The 18,439-nt window shown below is 71.5% G+C and carries 22 protein-coding genes; 17 read left to right on the top strand and 5 right to left on the bottom strand.

The genetic code is table 11. From position 1 onward, the window contains the following. Positions 1 to 9 precede the first annotated feature (9 nt). The 3 genes from ACWCQM_RS16455 to ACWCQM_RS16445 all read left to right on the top strand — a co-directional run bounded on the left by ACWCQM_RS16455 (position 10) and on the right by ACWCQM_RS16445 (position 2,137). The gene (locus tag ACWCQM_RS16455; RefSeq protein ID WP_450915984.1) at positions 10 to 1,236 is read left to right on the top strand and encodes an alpha/beta fold hydrolase; all 1,227 of its coding nucleotides are present in this window, start codon (positions 10 to 12) and stop codon (positions 1,234 to 1,236) included. Positions 1,237 to 1,255: 19 nt separating this feature from the next. After that, positions 1,256 to 1,789 (top strand): tRNA (adenosine(37)-N6)-threonylcarbamoyltransferase complex ATPase subunit type 1 TsaE, encoded by a 534-nt coding sequence (gene tsaE / locus ACWCQM_RS16450; protein ID WP_073744299.1) that lies wholly within the window; start codon positions 1,256 to 1,258, stop codon positions 1,787 to 1,789. A gap of 153 nt (positions 1,790 to 1,942) precedes the next feature. Continuing rightward, positions 1,943 to 2,137: a hypothetical protein gene (locus ACWCQM_RS16445; RefSeq protein WP_450915983.1), complete on the top strand. Its 195-nt coding sequence runs from the start codon at positions 1,943 to 1,945 to the stop codon at positions 2,135 to 2,137. Between the two features lie 29 nt (positions 2,138 to 2,166). On the opposite strand, the gene ACWCQM_RS16440 is transcribed toward ACWCQM_RS16445, so the two are convergent. Continuing rightward, a complete protein-coding gene (locus tag ACWCQM_RS16440; protein ID WP_450915982.1) occupies positions 2,167 to 2,724 on the bottom strand; it encodes a hypothetical protein in 558 nt (185 codons plus the stop codon). A gap of 170 nt (positions 2,725 to 2,894) precedes the next feature. On the opposite strand from ACWCQM_RS16440, the gene tsaB reads away from it, so the two are divergent. The 7 genes from tsaB to ACWCQM_RS16405 all read left to right on the top strand — a co-directional run bounded on the left by tsaB (position 2,895) and on the right by ACWCQM_RS16405 (position 7,055). Continuing rightward, complete coding sequence (gene tsaB / locus ACWCQM_RS16435; protein WP_450915981.1) at positions 2,895 to 3,542, top strand: tRNA (adenosine(37)-N6)-threonylcarbamoyltransferase complex dimerization subunit type 1 TsaB; 648 nt, start codon at positions 2,895 to 2,897, stop codon at positions 3,540 to 3,542. Then, a complete protein-coding gene (rimI, locus tag ACWCQM_RS16430) occupies positions 3,539 to 4,030 on the top strand; it encodes a ribosomal protein S18-alanine N-acetyltransferase (RefSeq protein ID WP_073744306.1) in 492 nt (163 codons plus the stop codon). The genes tsaB and rimI overlap by 4 nt, the downstream gene beginning before the upstream one ends. Beyond that, positions 4,030 to 5,154 (top strand): tRNA (adenosine(37)-N6)-threonylcarbamoyltransferase complex transferase subunit TsaD, encoded by a 1,125-nt coding sequence (tsaD, locus tag ACWCQM_RS16425; RefSeq protein ID WP_450915980.1) that lies wholly within the window; start codon positions 4,030 to 4,032, stop codon positions 5,152 to 5,154. The genes rimI and tsaD overlap by 1 nt, the downstream gene beginning before the upstream one ends. Beyond that, a complete protein-coding gene (locus ACWCQM_RS16420) occupies positions 5,151 to 5,420 on the top strand; it encodes a hypothetical protein (protein WP_450915979.1) in 270 nt (89 codons plus the stop codon). The genes tsaD and ACWCQM_RS16420 overlap by 4 nt, the downstream gene beginning before the upstream one ends. Before the next feature lie 108 nt (positions 5,421 to 5,528). Continuing rightward, positions 5,529 to 5,993 carry a VOC family protein gene (locus ACWCQM_RS16415; protein WP_450915978.1) on the top strand — a complete coding sequence of 155 codons (465 nt, stop codon included), beginning with the start codon at positions 5,529 to 5,531 and terminating at the stop codon, positions 5,991 to 5,993. Between the two features lie 74 nt (positions 5,994 to 6,067). Further along, the gene (locus tag ACWCQM_RS16410; protein WP_450915977.1) at positions 6,068 to 6,340 is read left to right on the top strand and encodes a DUF1876 domain-containing protein; all 273 of its coding nucleotides are present in this window, start codon (positions 6,068 to 6,070) and stop codon (positions 6,338 to 6,340) included. 67 nt (positions 6,341 to 6,407) lie between these two features. Next, the gene (locus ACWCQM_RS16405; RefSeq protein WP_450915976.1) at positions 6,408 to 7,055 is read left to right on the top strand and encodes a hypothetical protein; all 648 of its coding nucleotides are present in this window, start codon (positions 6,408 to 6,410) and stop codon (positions 7,053 to 7,055) included. On the opposite strand, the gene ACWCQM_RS16400 is transcribed toward ACWCQM_RS16405, so the two are convergent. Further along, entirely contained in the window at positions 7,056 to 8,270 is a 1,215-nt protein-coding gene (locus tag ACWCQM_RS16400; RefSeq protein ID WP_450915975.1) for a THUMP-like domain-containing protein, read from the bottom strand. It abuts the gene before it with no gap. 123 nt (positions 8,271 to 8,393) lie between these two features. Between ACWCQM_RS16400 and ACWCQM_RS16395 the strand changes: the two genes are divergently transcribed. The 3 genes from ACWCQM_RS16395 (at position 8,394) to groL (ending at position 11,633) form a co-directional block, all read left to right on the top strand. After that, on the top strand, positions 8,394 to 9,308 hold the full coding sequence (locus ACWCQM_RS16395) for a polysaccharide deacetylase family protein (protein ID WP_450915974.1): 915 nt from the start codon (positions 8,394 to 8,396) through the stop codon (positions 9,306 to 9,308). Positions 9,309 to 9,597: 289 nt separating this feature from the next. Then, on the top strand, positions 9,598 to 9,906 hold the full coding sequence (gene groES / locus ACWCQM_RS16390) for a co-chaperone GroES (RefSeq protein WP_003966899.1): 309 nt from the start codon (positions 9,598 to 9,600) through the stop codon (positions 9,904 to 9,906). Between the two features lie 101 nt (positions 9,907 to 10,007). Next, positions 10,008 to 11,633 (top strand): chaperonin GroEL, encoded by a 1,626-nt coding sequence (gene groL / locus ACWCQM_RS16385; RefSeq protein ID WP_450915973.1) that lies wholly within the window; start codon positions 10,008 to 10,010, stop codon positions 11,631 to 11,633. A 77-nt stretch (positions 11,634 to 11,710) separates the two neighbouring features. On the opposite strand, the gene ACWCQM_RS16380 is transcribed toward groL, so the two are convergent. Together ACWCQM_RS16380 and ACWCQM_RS16375 are read right to left on the bottom strand one after the other, a co-directional pair. Continuing rightward, on the bottom strand, positions 11,711 to 12,484 hold the full coding sequence (locus ACWCQM_RS16380) for an SDR family NAD(P)-dependent oxidoreductase (RefSeq protein ID WP_450915972.1): 774 nt from the start codon (positions 12,482 to 12,484) through the stop codon (positions 11,711 to 11,713). A 127-nt stretch (positions 12,485 to 12,611) separates the two neighbouring features. Continuing rightward, a complete protein-coding gene (locus tag ACWCQM_RS16375) occupies positions 12,612 to 13,292 on the bottom strand; it encodes an MOSC domain-containing protein (protein ID WP_450915971.1) in 681 nt (226 codons plus the stop codon). A gap of 82 nt (positions 13,293 to 13,374) precedes the next feature. On the opposite strand from ACWCQM_RS16375, the gene ACWCQM_RS16370 reads away from it, so the two are divergent. After that, a complete protein-coding gene (locus ACWCQM_RS16370; protein WP_450915970.1) occupies positions 13,375 to 14,265 on the top strand; it encodes a LysR family transcriptional regulator in 891 nt (296 codons plus the stop codon). A 123-nt stretch (positions 14,266 to 14,388) separates the two neighbouring features. Here the strand turns inward: ACWCQM_RS16370 and ACWCQM_RS16365 are convergent, their stop codons facing one another. Continuing rightward, the gene (locus ACWCQM_RS16365) at positions 14,389 to 14,718 is read right to left on the bottom strand and encodes a WhiB family transcriptional regulator (RefSeq protein ID WP_450915969.1); all 330 of its coding nucleotides are present in this window, start codon (positions 14,716 to 14,718) and stop codon (positions 14,389 to 14,391) included. A 420-nt stretch (positions 14,719 to 15,138) separates the two neighbouring features. On the opposite strand from ACWCQM_RS16365, the gene ACWCQM_RS16360 reads away from it, so the two are divergent. The 3 genes from ACWCQM_RS16360 to guaB all read left to right on the top strand — a co-directional run bounded on the left by ACWCQM_RS16360 (position 15,139) and on the right by guaB (position 18,438). Continuing rightward, complete coding sequence (locus ACWCQM_RS16360) at positions 15,139 to 15,750, top strand: response regulator transcription factor (RefSeq protein WP_003948568.1); 612 nt, start codon at positions 15,139 to 15,141, stop codon at positions 15,748 to 15,750. Between the two features lie 472 nt (positions 15,751 to 16,222). Next, positions 16,223 to 16,798, top strand: a complete 576-nt coding sequence (locus ACWCQM_RS16355) for a sigma-70 family RNA polymerase sigma factor (RefSeq protein ID WP_030123887.1) — start codon at positions 16,223 to 16,225, stop codon at positions 16,796 to 16,798. Between the two features lie 137 nt (positions 16,799 to 16,935). Further along, the gene (gene guaB, locus ACWCQM_RS16350; RefSeq protein WP_450915968.1) at positions 16,936 to 18,438 is read left to right on the top strand and encodes an IMP dehydrogenase; all 1,503 of its coding nucleotides are present in this window, start codon (positions 16,936 to 16,938) and stop codon (positions 18,436 to 18,438) included. Position 18,439 lies beyond the last annotated feature (1 nt).

Below are 18,439 nucleotides of genomic sequence, written 5' to 3'. Positions count from 1 at the left end.
CACGGCACGGTGAGCGAGACCAGCGCGGAGGACGTGGTGGCGACGGCGGCCGTCGCGGCGGCGGGCTGGCGCCGGGCGGGCGTGGCCGGGGCGGCGATAGGCGTCATCGCCGCGGGCGCAGCCGCCGGAGTCGCCGTGGAGCGGCTCACGGTCGGCCGGGGCATGCGGAAGAAGGCCCGTCTCGCCCTGGACGCCTCCGGACCGTACGGCTCCCTGCGCGGGCAGCCGGGCCGGGCGGTCGCGGACGACGGCACCGAGCTGTACTACGAGGTCGACGAGATCGAGCCGGACGGCGGGACGGGCCCCGCGGGCCAGGGCCCGGGGGCGGGCGCCGCCGCGGGCTCGGGCTCGCGCCGGCGCAGGCTCTTCGGCCGCAAGGACCCCGCGCCCCTCACCGTCGTCTTCAGCCACGGCTACTGCCTGGGTCAGGACTCCTGGCACTTCCAGCGGGCCGCACTGCGCGGCCTGGTGCGCACGGTCCACTGGGACCAGCGCAGCCACGGCCGCTCGGAGCGCGGACGGGCGCAGGCCCAGGGCGTGCCGGTCGGCATCGACCAGCTCGGCCGGGATCTGAAGGCGGTCATCGACGCGGCGGCACCCAAGGGTCCGCTGGTGCTCGTCGGGCACTCGATGGGCGGCATGACGATGATGGCGCTCGCCGACCAGTACCCGGAGCTGATCCGCGACCGGGTGGCCGCAGTGGCGTTCGTCGGGACGTCGAGCGGCAAGCTCGGCGAGGTGAACTTCGGGCTGCCGGTGGCCGGGGTGAACGCGGTGCGCCGGGTGCTGCCCGGGGTGCTCAGGGCGCTCGGCTCGCAGACGGAGCTGGTGGAGCGCGGCCGGCGGGCGACGGCCGACCTGTTCGCGGGGCTGATCAAGCGGTACTCGTTCGGCTCGCGCGATGTGGACCCGGCGGTCGCGCGGTTCGCCGAGCGGCTCATCGAGTCGACCCCGATCGATGTGGTCGCCGAGTTCTACCCGGCGTTCACCGAGCACGACAAGAGCGGGGCGCTGCCCGCCTTCCGCGACATCCCGGTGCTGATCCTGGCCGGCGACAAGGACCTCGTGACGCCCAGCTCGCACAGCGAGGCCATCGCGGACGAGCTCCCGGACGCCGAGCTGGTCATCGTGCCGGACGCCGGGCACCTGGTGATGCTGGAGCACCCGGAGACGGTCACGGACCGGCTCGCGGACCTCCTGGTGCGGATCGGAGCCGTTCCGGCCGAGGCACGCTGATCCTCTAACGTTGGTCGGCATGGAAGCAGCGCACAACGGCCCGGTGACCGGCACAGCCGCACCGGGCACCGTCACCGTGGACGTCGCCGTCGAGTCCCCCGAAGAGATGAAGGAACTCGGGCGCCGTATCTCCGGTGTGCTCGCCCCCGGCGACCTGGTGATGCTCACCGGCGAGCTCGGCGCGGGCAAGACCACCCTGACCCGCGGCCTCGGTGAGGGCCTCGGCGTACGCGGCGCCGTCACCTCGCCCACCTTCGTGATCGCCCGGGTCCACCCGCCGCTGGGCGAGGGGCCCGCCCTGGTCCACGTCGACGCGTACCGCCTGGGCGGCGGCCTCGACGAGATGGAGGACCTGGACCTCGACGTCTCGCTGCCGGAGTCCGTGATCGTCGTCGAGTGGGGCGACGGCAAGGTCGAGGAGCTGTCCGACGACCGGCTCCAGGTGGTGATCGACCGCGCGGTCGGGGACACCGACGACGAGCGGCGCACGGTGACGCTGGTGGGCATCGGGGCCCGCTGGGCGGGACTGCGCGAGGAGCTGGCGGCACGCTGAGGGTGCCCGGGATGCCGGGGCCGTACATTCCGACGCTTTCCGACAGGTCGTCGGTAAAATGTTGCGCGGGAGACGTCCGTCGTGGTCCCATGGCTACAGGGATTTGGTTAGGTCTACCTAACCACGTTCCTCGACGAAGCCCGAGGAGGCAGCATGCCGGCACCCGAGCGTGAAGTGCAGCCGCAGTCGTCGCGGGCGGAGCCACCACCGGTGTCCGCCGTGTCGATGAAGGATCTGCTGGCCTCCTGCGCGGCCGCGACGGCGGTCTCGACGCCGCCGCGTGACGAGCAGGCGGGCGAGGACGACGAGGACGCGACCCGGCCGGCGGCCGACCGCGACGCCGCCTAGCAGCTCTCGTCAGAAGCGGGCAGGCCCGGCTACGGGACGACGACGACCTTCACGCCGACCGTCGCGAAGGTCCACAGCGCGTTGCCGTCGGCCCGCTTCATGCGCACGCCGCCGGTCTTCATCGTCGGGTCCGGGCTCCGCATCGAGCCGTCCTGCGCGGCGCTGAAGCCCACCGAGATGTCGTCGACGTTCGCGAAACGCACGACGTGCTCGATCAGGACGCCGTCCGAGCCCTTGATGGTGCCGGAGCGCGAGGTCACCTGGTACACACCGGGCAGGGGGCTCACCGAGCTCGGCATGACGGTGAAGGTCCGGAGCGACTTCTCCTCGCCGTCCACGATCCATACCCGGCGGTCCTTCAGCGAGTACACGACACGGGCGCCCGTGTCGGAGTCCGCGGGGACCGCGAGCGGATCCTTCGTGGCCTTCGGCTTCTCCGAGGGCAGGGCGGCCGAGCCGGACGCCGCGGGGGAGGGGACGGCGAGCGTGTCGGGCGCGTTCGCCGATGCCTGGTAGGCGAGGAAACAGACCACGGCCACCGCCGCGGCAGTGAGCCCGGCCACGATTCCCGAGCTGCCCCTTGCCACCGTGAGCTCCCCTTTCGAATGCCGTCCGTCGCATGTCGTACAAGCATTTACGTCGTACACGCGTGTACCCGGGCGACGGTACCAGCAGCGGAAGGGCAGACCGGGACGCTCCACGGGCAGCCATGGCCGAGTCGGCGGAGCCGTAGGCTGTTTGTGTGCTGCTGCTCGCCATGGATACCGCAACCCCCGCCGTCACCGTCGCCCTCCACGACGGGGACTCCGTCGTCGCCGAGACCGGCCAGGTCGACGCCCGCAGACACGGGGAGCTGCTGCTGCCCGCCGTCGACCGGGTCCTCGCCGAGGCGGGAGTGAAGCTCGACGCCGTGACCGGCGTGGTCGTCGGGGTCGGCCCCGGACCGTACACGGGGCTGCGCGTCGGCCTCGTCACCGCGGCGACGTTCGGATCCGCCCTCTCCGTGCCGGTGCACGGCCTGTGCACGCTCGACGCCCTCGCGTACGCGGCAGGGCGGGACGGCCTCGAAGGCCCCTTCGCCGTCGCGACCGACGCGCGCCGCAAAGAGGTCTACTGGGCGCGCTACGAGGACGGCCGCACCCGGGACGGCGAGCCCGGCGTCGACCGGCCCGCCGACATCGCGGGACGGCTCGCCGGACTGCCCGTCGTCGGCGCGGGCGCCCTGCTCTACCCCGAGGCCTTCCCCGACGCCCGCGGTCCCGAGCACGTCGGTGCCGGGGCGCTCGCCGCCCTGGCCGCCGAACGGCTGGCCGCCGGTGCCGCGCTGCTGCCCCCGCAGCCGCTCTATCTGCGCAGGCCCGACGCCCAGGTCCCGAAGAACTACAAGGTGGTCACCCCGCAGTGACCACCGCGACCGCTGTGCTCCGCGAGATGCGCTGGTGGGACATCGACCCGGTGCTGGAGCTGGAGCACGAGCTGTTCCCCGACGACGCCTGGTCGGCGGGGATGTTCTGGTCCGAGCTCGCCCATGCCCGCGGACCACGCGCCACCCACCGCTACGTCGTCGCCGAGGACCCCGCCGACGGCCGGATCGTCGGCTACGCGGGCCTGGCCTCGGCCGGCGACCTCGCCGACGTCCAGACGATCGCCGTGAGCCGGAGCCAGTGGGGCGGCGGCCTCGGCTCCGAACTCCTCGGCGACCTGCTCCGGCACGCCACCGCCTTCGAGTGCACCGCGGTGCTCCTGGAGGTCCGGGTCGACAACACCCGCGCGCAGAAGCTCTACGAACGCTTCGGCTTCGAACCCATCGGCTTCCGCCGGGGCTACTACCAGCCGGGCAACATCGACGCACTCGTCATGCGCCTGACCGTACAAGGAACAGAGACAGACTGATGGCTGACGAACCTCTCGTACTCGGTATCGAGACCTCCTGCGACGAGACCGGCGTCGGCATCGTGCGCGGGACGACCCTCCTCGCCGACGCCGTGGCGTCCAGCGTCGACACCCACGCGCGCTTCGGCGGGGTCGTCCCGGAGATCGCGTCCCGCGCCCACCTGGAGGCGATGGTCCCCACCATCGAGCGCGCCCTGAAGGACGCCGGGATCAGCGCCCGCGACCTCGACGGCATCGCGGTGACGGCCGGCCCCGGGCTCGCCGGGGCGCTGCTCGTCGGGGTGTCGGCCGCCAAGGCGTACGCGTACGCCCTGAACAAGCCGCTCTACGGGGTGAACCACCTGGCCTCGCACATCTGCGTCGACCAGCTGGAGCACGGCCCGCTGCCCGAGCCGACGATGGCACTGCTGGTCAGCGGCGGGCACTCCTCGCTGCTGCTGGCCCCGGACATCACCAACGACGTACGGCCGCTCGGCGCGACCATCGACGACGCGGCGGGCGAGGCCTTCGACAAGATCGCCCGGGTGCTGGACCTCGGCTTCCCCGGCGGACCGGTCATCGACCGGCTGGCCAGGGAGGGCGACCCGAAGGCGATCGCCTTCCCGCGCGGCCTGAGCGGCTCGCGCGATCCCGCGTACGACTTCTCGTTCTCCGGCCTCAAGACCTCCGTGGCCCGCTGGATCGAGGCGAAGCGCGCGGCAGGCGAGGACGTTCCCGTACGCGACGTGGCGGCGTCCTTCCAGGAGGCCGTGGTGGACGTCCTCACCCGCAAGGCTGTCCGGGCGTGCAAGGACGAGGGCGTCGACCACCTGATGATCGGCGGCGGTGTCGCGGCCAACTCGCGGCTCCGGGCGCTCGCCCAGGAGCGGTGCGAGAAGGCCGGGATCAGGCTGCGGGTCCCCAGGCCGGGCCTCTGCACGGACAACGGCGCGATGGTCGCGGCGCTCGGCGCGGAGATGGTGGCGCGCAACCGCCCGGTCTCCGACCTGGACCTGTCCGCGGACTCCTCGCTCCCGGTCACCGAGACCCATGTGCCGGGTACGAACGGCCACAGCCACAGCCACAGCCACAGCCACGACCACGACCACGTGCACGAGATCAGCAAGGACAACCTCTACTCATGACCGTCGCCCTGATGTGGGAGGCCCGCGCCACCGACGGCCGCGGCGCGGAACTCCTGGAGTGGGCCAGGGCGCGTACGGCCGAACTGGCCCGGGAACCGCTGCGCAGCGAGCTGCTGCGCGCCCCGCAGGACCGGGTGCTCGTCCTGACCTGGTGGGAGGCGGCGTACGACGCGGAGCTGCCGGAGCTGCCGGAGCCCGACGCCGCGCTCATCACGCGCGCCGTGCACCGCTGGCGCTTCGAGTCCCTCGGTCCCGCGTCCGGCTGACAGCCCGGCACGGCCCGGTGTGGCCCGGTCCGTGCCGATGAGTTTCCGGTCCCGGGCCGGTCTACCTTGCACAGCGGACGACGACGTTCCTCACGCAAGGAGAAGGCCATGCAGAAGATCAAGCCCTGTCTCTGGTTCGACGGCCGTGCGGAGGAGGCGGCCGAGTTCTACGTGTCCGTCTTCGGCGGTGACTCCCGCGTCCTCGGCGTCACCCGCAACACCGGCTCGGCGCCCGGGGAGGCCGGCTCGGTCCTGACGGTGGACTTCGTGCTCGCGGGCCAGGAGTACACCGGCCTCAACGGCGGCCCAGCCTTCACGTTCAGCGAGGCCGTCTCGCTGAGCGTGGACTGCGCGGACCAGGAAGAGGTCGACCGGTTCTGGGCGAAGCTCACCGAGGGCGGCGAGGAGAGCCGGTGCGGCTGGCTGAAGGACAAGTTCGGCCTGTCCTGGCAGATCGTCCCGAGGGTGCTGCCCGAGCTGATCGCCGGTCCCGACCGGGAGAGGGCGGACCGCGTGATGAAGGTGATGATGGGAATGGTCAAGCTGGACGTGCGGGCCATCGAGAACGCCTGAGCCCGCGTTCCACGCCGTGCGCTGGCGGGTGAACGGGCGCACCCTGGAAGCAGGATCTCCGGGAGGTGACCGTCATGATGGAGACAGTCGTCGGATGGCACGTCGAGCTGGAATTCGAGGAGGACACCCACCGCACCCGCGCGGCGGCTCTCGTACGGCTCAGCGACGGGTCGGAGGTACGGGCGCACGGCTACGCCAGCCGTCACCCCTCCGACAAGGAACAGCCACGGGTGGGTGAGGAGATCGCCGGGGCCCGCGCGCTGAACGAACTGGCGATGAAGCTGCTCACCAAGGCGCACGACGAGATCGACGAGGCCTCCGGCAGGACTTCGCACCCGCTGTCCTGACGCCCTCGCCGCCGCGGGGTCACGCAGCGGCGGCAGCCCGGTGCGCGCGATCGGTAATGTCTGGGCCATGCCCAGCAGTTCACCGCTTCCGCCACCGCCCCCGCCTGCCGAGATCCGTTCATGGCCCGACAGGGAAGCCCTGTTGAGGGACCGCGCGCTGATACTCGGCGAGCTGGTGAAGATGTTCATCGGCCCCGGACGGCTCGGAATCCTGTGGATGTGGGCGGGCGTCGCCGCGATCGGCTGGTCCCTGGTGGGAGCGGCGTTCCTGATGTTCGAGGACGCCTACGACCCCCTCGGCATGATCCCGGGCGTCATCTGCGTCGCCATCGGCGCCGCCGTGCTGGTGCCCGCCGCCATCCTGCTGTCCATGGGCGTGGCGAGGGACCTGCGGGTCCACCGCCTTCTCGTGCAGTGGGGCGGGCTCGACCGCGACCCGGCCCGTGACCTGCCCCTGCGCAGGCCGCGGGCCGCTCTCGCCTGGCTGCTGCTGTCGTTCACGCTCTGCGCCGCGGGACTGTTCGGCTGCGTCGCCGTACCCGCGACCGCGAGGGCGGGCCAGGAGACGTACGGGCTGGTGGCCTGGCTGGTGGGGCTCGGCTTCCTCGGCTGGCTGACCGGACTGACCGGGCTGGTCAAGGCGTTCGCCCACCGCCGCTGGGTGCTGCGGGTGCTGGTCGGCGGGCAGGCGCCGCCGGCCGGGGCGGGCGGCTGATCAGGGGCGCTTCACCGGCTGCCCGACCAGCATCGTCGGGGCCCCGGCCACCCGGGTCAGGAAGACCGTGGCCGCGTGCGGGCCCTGGAGCTTCATCTTCCGGCGCAGTTCCTCGGGTTCGACCGCGGAGCCGCGCTTCTTGACGGTCAGGACACCGACCTGACGCTCCCTCAGCAGGGCCTTCAGCTTCTTCATGTTGAAGGGCAGCTGGTCGGTGATCTCGTACGCGGTCGTGACCTCGGAGGCGTACGGCGCGTCGCTCGTGACGTACGCGATCGTCTCGTCGATCAGCCTGCCCTCGCACCGCTCCACGACGTCGGCCACCAGATGGGCGCGGATGACGGCTCCGTCGGGCTCGTGCAGATACCGGCCGACGGGGCCGACCGGCGGGGCGGGGGGCGGGCCGTCATACGAGAGCGTGGCTCCGGACGGGAGCACCGTGGCCCGGAAGGTGCCGGGGGCGAAGCCCTCGCCGAACCAGAGCACCGCCTCCTTCACATCGCCGCCGTCCGAGATCCACTCGGCCTCGGCCCGGGGGTCGATCGCCTCGTGGGGGACGCCGGGAGCGATCTTCAGCGCGGCGCGGGGCGCCTTCAGCGCGGCCCCGGTCGCCCAGGAGAGCGGCGGCGAGTAGGCCTCGGGGTCGAAGATCCTGCCGCGTCCGCCGCGCCGCGCCGGGTCGACGAAGACCGCGTCGTACGGAGAGGTGTCGATCTCCGTGACGTCGGCGCACCGCACCTCGACGAGCTCCTGGAGGCCGAGCGCCTCGGCGTTGGCGCGGGCCACCTCCGCCGTGAGGGGATCGCGGTCCACGGCCAGTACCGAGATGCCCGCCCTGGCCAGCGCGATCGCGTCGCCGCCGATGCCGCAGCACAGATCGGCGAGGCTCCGTACGCCCTGGTCGGCGAACCGGCCGGCGCGGTAGGCCGCTACCGATGTCCGGGTCGCCTGCTCCACGCCGTTCGGGGTGAAGAACATGCGGTACGCGTCCGCCGCCCCGAACTTCGCGACCGCGCGCTGCCGCAGCCGCGCCTGGCCGAGCGCCGCCGACACGAGGGCGGCGGGGTGGGTGCGGCGCAGCCGGGTCGCGGTGGCCAGCTCCTGGGAGGGGTCGTGGTCGCGCAACTCGTCCAGGAGTGCCGCGCCCTCGGGGGTGCGCAGCGCGGCGAAGGCGGCGAGCGGGCCGGCCTGATCGGCGGGGGGAAGGGCGTTCACGCCTCCATTGTGAGCCAGCCGGGGGACGTGGCGGGTCCGGCGGCGGTGTCGCCCAGGGGTGCCGGGGCCCCGGTGGCAGGATGCGGCGCCATGCAACTAGTAGGACAAAACGAAAAGTCTGTCATGAAGCGGTACAGAACGGCCTGCGCCGTGCTGGCCGCCCTGCTGATCGCCGCGGCCGCGTCGGGGTGCGCCGACGGTACGGACGAGGGTGCGGCGGGCCGGGGGAAGGCGGCCCCGCCGGCCGCCGGGCAGCCCGGGGCCGCCGGGGAGGCGGACGCCGCGGCGGCCGAGGCGCGGGCCGCGAAGCTGAAGCGGCAGCAGGCGGCCCGGGTCGCCGCCGCGAAGAAGTGGGGGCTGGCGAAGGTCCCGCTCACCGCACCCGCGCCGCCCGCCGTGAAGCCGCGCATCACCACCCGCGAGGGGTTCGAGGTGGAGGGCGGGGAGTCGTTGCCCCCGGTCTTCACCACCGTTCCCACCGAGGAGCGGATCGTCTTCCTGACGATGGACGACGGGGCGGAGAAGGACCCCGAACTGCTGCGGATGATGACCGAACTGAAGATCCCGTACAGCGCGTTCCTCAGCGACTACGTGGTGAGCGACGACTACGGCTACTTCAAGGACATGCAGGCCAGGGGGGTCACCCTCAGCAACCACACGCTCAACCACCGGTATCTGCCAGGGCTTTCCGAGGCCGAGCAGCGGCAGGAGATCTGCGGCGAGCAGGACAGGATCGAGAAGCACTTCGGGAAGCGGCCCACCCTCTTCCGGCCGCCGTACGGGAACTACAACGGCGACACCCTGCGCGTGGCCGCGTCCTGCGGGATCAAGGCCGTGCCGCTCTGGGCCGCCGAGGCGTTCCCCGACCGCATGGAGTGGCGCGAGTGGGACCGGGACCTGCATCCCGGCGACATCGTCCTCACCCACTTCCGGGGCCGTGAGGACTGGGACGGTTCGATGGCCGACATGATCCGCAACGTCATGAAGACGATCACGGACAAGGGTTACGCCGTGGCCAGGCTGGAGGACTACGTCTGAGCGGGGTGAGGCCGGCGCGCCCGGCCGCACGTCGCCGGAACACCGCGGCCCTCTCCCGCGTTGTCCGGGGCGTGCGCCGGTCGCACGACGCCACGCGCGGGTGGTGAATTGGCACTCCGCTTGACCGAGTGCTAATCGCCGCCATAGTCTCAGTGCTGGCACTCCCCGAGGGAGAGTGCCAGCACCACCGTGCGACATGGCAGGTCCGGCACCCGCGACGACGGATCGACCTGGTCGCCACCCACAGACTGTTAAACCCCGTGAGATCTCCGAAGGGGGAGACCGGATCGTGTCGACCACCAGCTCCAAGGTTGCGATCAAGCCGCTCGAGGACCGCATTGTGGTCCAGCCGCTCGACGCCGAGCAGACCACGGCTTCCGGCCTGGTCATTCCGGACACCGCCAAGGAGAAGCCCCAGGAGGGCGTCGTCCTGGCCGTGGGCCCGGGCCGCTTCGAGAACGGCGAGCGCCTTCCGCTCGACGTCAAGACCGGCGATGTCGTTCTGTACAGCAAGTACGGCGGCACCGAGGTGAAGTACAACGGCGAGGAGTACCTCGTCCTCTCGGCGCGCGACGTCCTCGCGATCGTCGAGAAGTAGTTCACCCACGTTTGCTTCTGTTCTGCGCCCCTGGCCCCCTGCGAAATCACTAGCCGGGCGGCGAGGGGCGCAGTTCGTTTTGAGAGGGAAGAAAGCAGCCCATGGCGAAGATTCTGAAGTTCGACGAGGACGCCCGTCGCGCCCTTGAGCGCGGCGTCAACAAGCTTGCCGACACGGTGAAGGTGACGATCGGTCCGAAGGGCCGCAACGTCGTCATCGACAAGAAGTTCGGCGCCCCCACCATCACCAACGACGGTGTCACCATCGCGCGCGAGGTCGAGCTCGACGACCCGTACGAGAACCTCGGTGCCCAGCTGGTGAAGGAGGTGGCGACCAAGACCAACGACGTAGCGGGTGACGGCACCACCACCGCGACCGTGCTCGCCCAGGCCCTCGTCCGCGAAGGTCTGCGCAACGTCGCCGCGGGTGCCTCCCCGGCCGCCCTGAAGAAGGGCATCGACGCCGCGGTCAAGGCCGTGTCCGAGGACCTCCTCGCGACCGCCCGCCCGATCGACGACAAGGCCGACATCGCCGCCGTGGCCGCGCTCTCCGCGCAGGACCCGCAGGTCGGCGAGCTCATCGCGGACGCGATGGACAAGGTCGGCAAGGACGGTGTCATCACCGTCGAGGAGTCCAACACCTTCGGTCTGGACCTCGAGTTCACCGAGGGCATGGCCTTCGACAAGGGCTACCTCTCCCCGTACATGGTGACCGACCAGGAGCGTATGGAGGCCGTCCTCGACGACCCGTACATCCTGATCCACCAGGGCAAGATCGGCTCGATCCAGGAGCTGCTCCCGCTGCTGGAGAAGGTCATCCAGGCGGGTGGCTCCAAGCCGCTGCTCATCATCGCCGAGGACGTCGAGGGCGAGGCGCTCTCCACCCTCGTCGTCAACAAGATCCGCGGCACCTTCAACGCCGTCGCGGTGAAGGCCCCGGGCTTCGGTGACCGCCGCAAGGCCATGCTCGGCGACATCGCCACCCTCACCGGTGCGACCGTCATCGCCGAGGAGGTCGGCCTCAAGCTCGACCAGGCCGGTCTGGACGTGCTGGGCACCGCCCGCCGCGTCACCGTCTCCAAGGACGACACGACCATCGTCGACGGCGGCGGCGACTCCGCCGACGTCAAGGGCCGGGTCAACCAGATCAAGGCCGAGATCGAGTCCACGGACTCCGACTGGGACCGCGAGAAGCTCCAGGAGCGCCTCGCGAAGCTGGCCGGCGGCGTGTGCGTGATCCGTGTCGGTGCCGCCACCGAGGTCGAGCTCAAGGAGAAGAAGCACCGTCTGGAGGACGCCATCTCCGCGACCCGCGCCGCGGTCGAGGAGGGCATCGTCTCCGGTGGTGGCTCCGCTCTGGTCCACGCCGTCAAGGTCCTCGAGGGCAACCTCGGCAAGACCGGAGACGAGGCCACCGGTGTCGCGGTCGTGCACCGCGCCGCCGTCGAGCCGCTCCGCTGGATCGCCGAGAACGCGGGCCTCGAGGGTTACGTCATCACCTCGAAGGTCTCCGAGCTCGACAAGGGCCAGGGCTTCAACGCCGCGACCGGCGAGTACGGCGACCTGGTGAAGGCCGGCGTCATCGACCCGGTCAAGGTCACCCGCTCCGCCCTGGAGAACGCCGCGTCCATCGCGTCGCTGCTGCTCACGACCGAGACCCTGGTCGTCGAGAAGCCGGCCGAGGACGAGGCAGAGGCCGGCCACGGCGGCCACGGCCACTCCCACTAGTACGGCTCCGTACGCCACCGAGGCCCGGTACCCCCGTCGCGGGGGCACCGGGCCTCGGTGTTCGTACGGAGCCGGATCTACTGCGGGCCGTACGTCCGGCCCGCGCGTGAGGTCACTCCGCCGAGGACGTTGCGGGGCGTCAGCTTCACCAGGCCCATCAGCGCCTTGTAGCGCGGGTCCGGGACCGACACCGTCCGGCCCCTGGCCAGATCCGCCAGAGCCGCGGTCACCAGCTTGTCCGCGTCGAGCCACATCCAGTCCGGGATGTTGCCCGTCCCCATCCCGGCCCGCTCGTGGAACTCGGTCCGCACGAATCCGGGGCACAGCGCCATGAGCCGCACCCCCGAACCCGCCAGGTCCTTCGCCGCGCCCTGGGTGAACTGCACGACCCACGCCTTCGACGCCCCGTACGTGCCCCGGGGCAGGAAGGCCGCGACGGACGCCACGTTGACCACCCCGCCCCGGCCGCGCTCGCGCATCGAGCCCGCCGCGGCCGAGGTCAGCCGCAGCACCGCCTCGCAGTGGACCTTGAGCATCGTCAGTTCGTCGGCCAGCGAGACGTCGAGATAGCGCCCCTTGTTGCCGAACCCGGCGTTGTTGACCAACAGGTCGACGGGGCTCACACGGTCCGTCAACCGCGCTTCGACCGCCTCGATCCCGGCGTCCGTGGACAGGTCGGCCGTCAGCACCTCGGCCTCGATGCCGTGTCCGTCGTGCAGCTCCGTGGCCTGGGCCCGCAGGCGCTCCGTGTCGCGGGCCACCAGCACCAGATTGTGCCCGTCACCCGCGAGCCGCCGTGCGAAGGCGGCCCCGATGCCCGCCGTCGCGCCCGTAATCAGTGCAGTCGTCATACGCGGCACGTTAGTGCCCCGTGAGGAGGGCCACCGACCCGCCTTCGCGCCAGGCCGGCCCGGCTCCCGCACCCGCCGTCCGCCCCGCGTCCCGCGCCAGTGGTACCGCCCCTCACCGGACGTACCGTCAGGAAGCCGTGCTGGCGCCGTACTTCGCCACGTACTCCTGCGCCGCGCGCAGGGTCTCGGTGTGCAGCGCGTCCCCCGCCGCCAGCAGTCGCGGAAGCAGCTCCCGCTCCGTGGTCGTCGCCCGGAACTCCATGGCGGCGGTGATGTCGTGGGCGGGCAGGTGCACCAGCTCGACCGGATCGCCGGAACGGATCGTGCCCGGTTCGATCACCCGCAGGTACGCCCCCGTCACCCCCTCACGGGTGAACCGCTTCACCCAGCCCCGCTCGCCCACGTGGCCCGCGAACGTACGGCACGGGATACGGCCACCCGTCACCTCCAGGACCAGCTCGTCGCCGATCCGCCAGCGCTCCCCGATCCGCGCCTCGCTCACCGTGACGCCGAGGGTCGTCAGGTTCTCGCCGAAGGCGCCGTTGGGCAGGGGGCGGCCGAGCCGCTCCTCCCAGGCGTCGAGCTCCTCGCGGGCGTAGGCGTACACCGCCTGGTCCGTGCCTCCGTGGTGCCGGAGGTCGCACACCGCGTCCCCGGCCAGACCGCTGCTGCCGGTGCCCTTGGGGCCGGGGTCGGTGACCAGGACGGGGCCGTCGGCCGGCTGCTTGCCGATTCCGGTGAGGCCGCCGGGCCCGTCCGAGTGGGACGAGAGGGCGGGACGGCCTGTGTTCACGGTGAGGACCTTCATGGACGGACAGGCTAGCCGCGCGGGCCTCAAAGCCGCTCAGGGTTAATCGGCCGACGCTGCAAGAAGCGCTTATGGTTGAGGGGTGATCGAAGCCCGTCATCTCCGAGTCCTGCGCGCCGTGGCCACCACCGGCTCCTTCTCCGCCGCCGCGCGCGAGCTGGGCTGCACCCAGCCCGCCGTCAGCCAGCAGATGAAGGCGCTGGAGGGCTCGGCGGGCACCCCGCTGCTCATCCGTACGGGCCGCGAGATGCGGCTCACTCAGGCGGGCGAGGCGCTGGTGCGGCACGCGTCCGGCATCCTCGCGGGGCTGACCGCGGCCGAGGAGGAGGTCGCCGCGATCGCGGGTCTGAGGGCCGGCCGGGTCCGGCTCGTGTCGTTCCCGAGCGGGAGCTCCACCCTGGTCCCGGGCGCACTCGCGGCGCTGCGCGCCGCGCACCCCGGCACCCGGGTCTCGCTCGTCGAGGCGGAACCGCCGCGCTCGGTGGAGATGCTGCGCGACGGCGACTGCGACATCGCGCTGGCGTTTCGCTACGGGGCGACCGGCGGCGAGTGGGACGACCTGGTCGTGCGCCCGCTGCTCAGGGACCGGCTGATCGGCCTGGTCCCCGACGGGCACCGGCTGGCCGGGGCGGAAGCGGTGGGCATCGGGGAGCTGGCCGACGAGCCGTGGATCGCGGGCTGCCCCCGGTGCAGGCGTCAGCTCGTGGAGGTCTGCGAGGCTTCCGGATTCACGCCCCGGATCGACTTCGCCACGGATGACTACCCGGCGGTGATCGGGCTCGTCGGCGCGGGCCTGGGCGTGGCCGTGCTGCCGGAGCTGGCCATCGAGTCGGTACGGCCCAAGGGGGCACGCACCGTGACGGTGGAGCCGGCCGTGGAGCGCGAGATCGTCGCCCTCGCCCTGCCCGACCTCGCACGGGTGCCGGCGGTGGCGGCGACCCTGGACCAGCTGTCCCTGGCGGCCGCGCGCTGACGGGCGCGCTCCGCCGCACCCGGTGCCACGTGTCCGACGGGGCGGGCACCGGGTCTGGGGCACCGGGTCTGGGGGTACCGGGTCCAAAGAAACGTTTCTTCGGTCGGCGGTTCCTGCTGGGTGTCAGGCGCTGTCCGCATCGGGGGCCGGCCCCGAGTGGGCGGAGATCAGACGGTTGCGGGCCCGGCCCATGAGCTCCTCGCGCTCGTCCTCGGTGAGGCCGCCCCACACGCCGTAGGGTTCCCGCACCGCGAGTGCGTGCGCCGCGCACTCGGCGCGTACCGGGCACCGCATGCACACCTCTTTCGCCGAGGTCTCACGGGCGCTCCGGGCCGCTCCGCGTTCACCTTCGGGGTGGAAGAACAGTGAACTGTCGACCCCGCGGCAGGCGGCCAGCAGCTGCCAGTCCCACAGATCCGCGTTGGGTCCGGGAAGGCGGGAGAAATCTGCCATTGCGTGTCCCCTCGAAACCTTGCTGAGTCGGAAACGGCATCCTCGACCGTCGTTCGTCGGTGACCGGAGTCCCGACGGTACATCTACGGTGTTAGTAGATGTAAATATGACTGATTGCGAATCTAGCCTCAGACGCCAGCAAAAGGGAAGAAAACCCGCTAAATGGGGCAGGTCGCTCCATGAGTGATCGGTTGACGGGTGAATGATCCCGTGTCGTTCTCCTCCGTGTGCGGCCCCTCACTTAGAGTGCCGAACCGGATGCTGTGACCCGTAACTCTTTCGAGTGACCGTCGTTGATGAGGGCGAGGCGGTTGACGGAGATCGAGCTCGGGCAGATGTCCGAGGGGGTCAACCGCACAGGTGACGACTTGAATCAGCCTGGAGGCTCAAGGTGACGCGCATCAGCTGCGGAGGACGGTCATGACATCCGTCCTCGTCTGCGACGACTCCCCGCTTGCCCGAGAAGCGCTCCGCCGCGCGGTTGCGACCGTGCCCGGTGTCGAGCGGGTGACGACGGCGGCCAACGGCGAGGAAGTCCTCCGCCGCTGGGGAGCCGACCGTTCGGATTTGATTCTGATGGACGTACGCATGCCCGGTCTGGGGGGTGTGGAGACGGTCAGGCGGCTGCTCTCGGCGGACCCCGGGGCCAGGATCATCATGCTGACCGTCGCCGAGGACCTGGACGGGGTCGCGCTCGCGGTCGCCGCCGGGGCCCGCGGCTATCTGCACAAGGACGCGTCGCGCGCCGAGCTGCGCGCGACCGTGACCCAGGCGCTGGCCGATCCGACGTGGCGGCTGGCCCCGCGCCGGCTGCGGTCCGCCGAGATGGGTGCGGCGCCGACGCTCACGGCACGCGAGATCCAGGTGCTCGAAGGCATGAGCCACGGCCGCTCCAACGCGGAGATCGGACGTGAGCTGTTCCTCTCCGAGGACACGGTGAAGACGCACGCCAGGCGTCTGTTCAAGAAGCTCGGGGCCTCGGACCGCGCGCACGCCGTCGCGCTCGGTTTCCGCTGGGGCCTGGTCCGCTGATGCCCCGGCGTGGCCGGTAGTCGTGCGATCCCGTCCGCACGGCGGCGGACGGGGCGACGGTGGCGGCGGACCTGCGGCCGGGCCCTCCCCATCAGCGCTATGTGACGCTTCCCGGCCGATGCCGCATCCTTGAGGTGTGGAGTTCCTCGGGGAGCATTGGGTCGAGCGGAAGGGGAGGGCGCAGGACATGACATCCGGCGCACCCGCTCAACACGCTGGAGCACTCGCTCACGACGCCGGCGGCGCACCTGCCGACCGTGCCGGCGAAGCATCCGCCGACAGCCGCGGCGACGTGACCGCCGCTGATCGCGCCGGCGGCGCGACCGCCGCCGATCGCCTCGGAGGCGTACCCGCCGGGGCGCCCGCCGGTGAGGCGCGCGCCGGAGGCTCCGGCGCGCCCGCTGATAACGCTTCGGTGCACAACTCGGGACGCGATGCCTCGGACCGGACGGCATCAGGGCACCATGGTCCGATGCGTGAGGACGGAACGACGGTGATCGGTGCTCTGGTGCACCGTGCCGTCGACGGTGACGCGCAGGCCACGCACGACCTCCTTGCCCACGTCCACCCGCTCGCCCTGCGCTACTGCCGGTCCCGGCTCAACCGGCTCCCCGGTGATGCCCGTCACTTCGTGGAGGACCTCGCGCAGGAGGTCTGCGTCGCGGTCCTGATGGCGTTGCCGCGCTACAAGGACACCGGCAGGCCGTTCGAAGCCTTCGTCTTCGCCATCGCGGGCCACAAGGTCGCCGACCTCCAGCGGGCCGCGATGCGGCACCCCGGATCGACGGCCGTGCCCTCCGACGAGATGCCGGAGCGGCCCGACGACTCGCTCGGCCCCGAGGAGCGCGCGCTCCTCAGCAGCGACGCGGCCTGGGCCAAGAAGCTTCTCGCCAATCTTCCGGAGAACCAGCGCGAGCTGCTGGTGCTCCGGGTCGCGGTCGGTCTGACCGCGGAGGAGACCGGGCAGATGCTCGGAATGTCCCCGGGCGCGGTCCGGGTCGCCCAGCACCGTGCGCTGAGCAGGCTGAGGGCCCTCGCGGGCCAGTGACGAGGCCCGGCGGCGCGGCCCCGCGGTTCTGTAGGAAGGCACAGAACCGCTAGGTGATCTTGCTCGTGGAATGAGACGCCCCGCGAGGCCGTTAGCATGGACATCCGCACCGATCAAGGCCATTTGGGGAAGGTGTCATGACTGCAAACGTCGACGGAGTGCCCGAGAAATTCGCGACGCTCGGGCTGACATACGACGACGTGCTGCTGCTGCCCGGCGCGTCCGAGGTTCTGCCGAACGCGGTCGACACCTCGACTCTCATCTCGCGCAACGTACGGGTGAACATCCCCCTGCTGTCGGCCGCCATGGACAAGGTGACCGAGGCCCGGATGGCCATCGCCATGGCACGCCAGGGCGGCGTCGGCGTGCTGCACCGCAACCTCTCGATCGAGGACCAGGTCAACCAGGTCGACCTGGTCAAGCGGTCCGAGTCCGGGATGGTCACCGACCCCATCACCGTGCACCCCGACGCGACGCTCGGCGAGGCGGACGCGCTCTGCGCGAAGTTCCGCATCAGCGGCGTCCCGGTCACCGACCCGGCGGGGAAACTCCTCGGCATCGTGACCAACCGTGACATGGCCTTCGAGTCGGACCGGTCGCGCCAGGTGCGCGAGGTCATGACGCCGATGCCGCTCGTCACCGGCAAGGTCGGGATCTCCGGCGTGGAGGCCATGGAGCTGCTGCGCCGCCACAAGATCGAGAAGCTCCCGCTGGTCGACGAGGCCGGGGTCCTCAAGGGCCTCATCACGGTCAAGGACTTCAAGAAGGCCGAGCAGTACCCGAACGCCGCCAAGGACGCCGAAGGCCGTCTGCTGGTCGGCGCGGCCGTCGGTGCCAGCCCCGAGGCGCTGGACCGCGCGCAGGCGCTCGCCGCCGCGGGGGTCGACTTCCTGATCGTCGACACCTCGCACGGGCACAACAGCAACGCCCTCGCCTGGATGGCGAAGATCAAGTCGAGCGTCGGCGTCGACGTCATCGGCGGCAACGTCGCCACGCGTGACGGCGCTCAGGCCCTCATCGACGCCGGTGTCGACGGCGTGAAGGTCGGCGTCGGCCCCGGCTCGATCTGCACCACCCGCGTGGTCGCCGGCATCGGCGTCCCGCAGGTCACCGCGATCTACGAGGCCGCGCTCGCCGCGCGTGCCGCGGGCGTCCCGGTCATCGGTGACGGCGGCCTCCAGTACTCCGGCGACATCGGCAAGGCGCTGGCCGCCGGCGCGGACAGCGTCATGCTGGGCAGCCTCCTCGCGGGGTGCGAGGAGTCCCCGGGCGAGCTGATGTTCATCAACGGCAAGCAGTTCAAGTCGTACCGCGGCATGGGCTCGCTCGGCGCGATGCAGTCCCGTGGACAGGGCCGGTCGTACTCCAAGGACCGCTACTTCCAGGCCGAGGTGTCCTCGGACGACAAGCTCGTCCCCGAGGGCATCGAGGGCCAGGTGCCCTACCGCGGCCCGCTGGCCAACGTCCTCCACCAGCTGGTCGGCGGCCTCCGCCAGACCATGGGTTACGTCGGCGCCGCCTCCGTCGACCAGATGGAGAGCAAGGGCCGCTTCGTGCGGATCACGTCGGCGGGTCTCAAGGAAAGCCACCCGCACGACATCCAGATGACGGTCGAAGCACCGAACTACAGCAGGAAGTAAG

The organism is Streptomyces sp. NPDC002125 (genome assembly GCF_053593715.1).
This window is presented reverse-complemented; position numbering and strand designations above follow the sequence as displayed.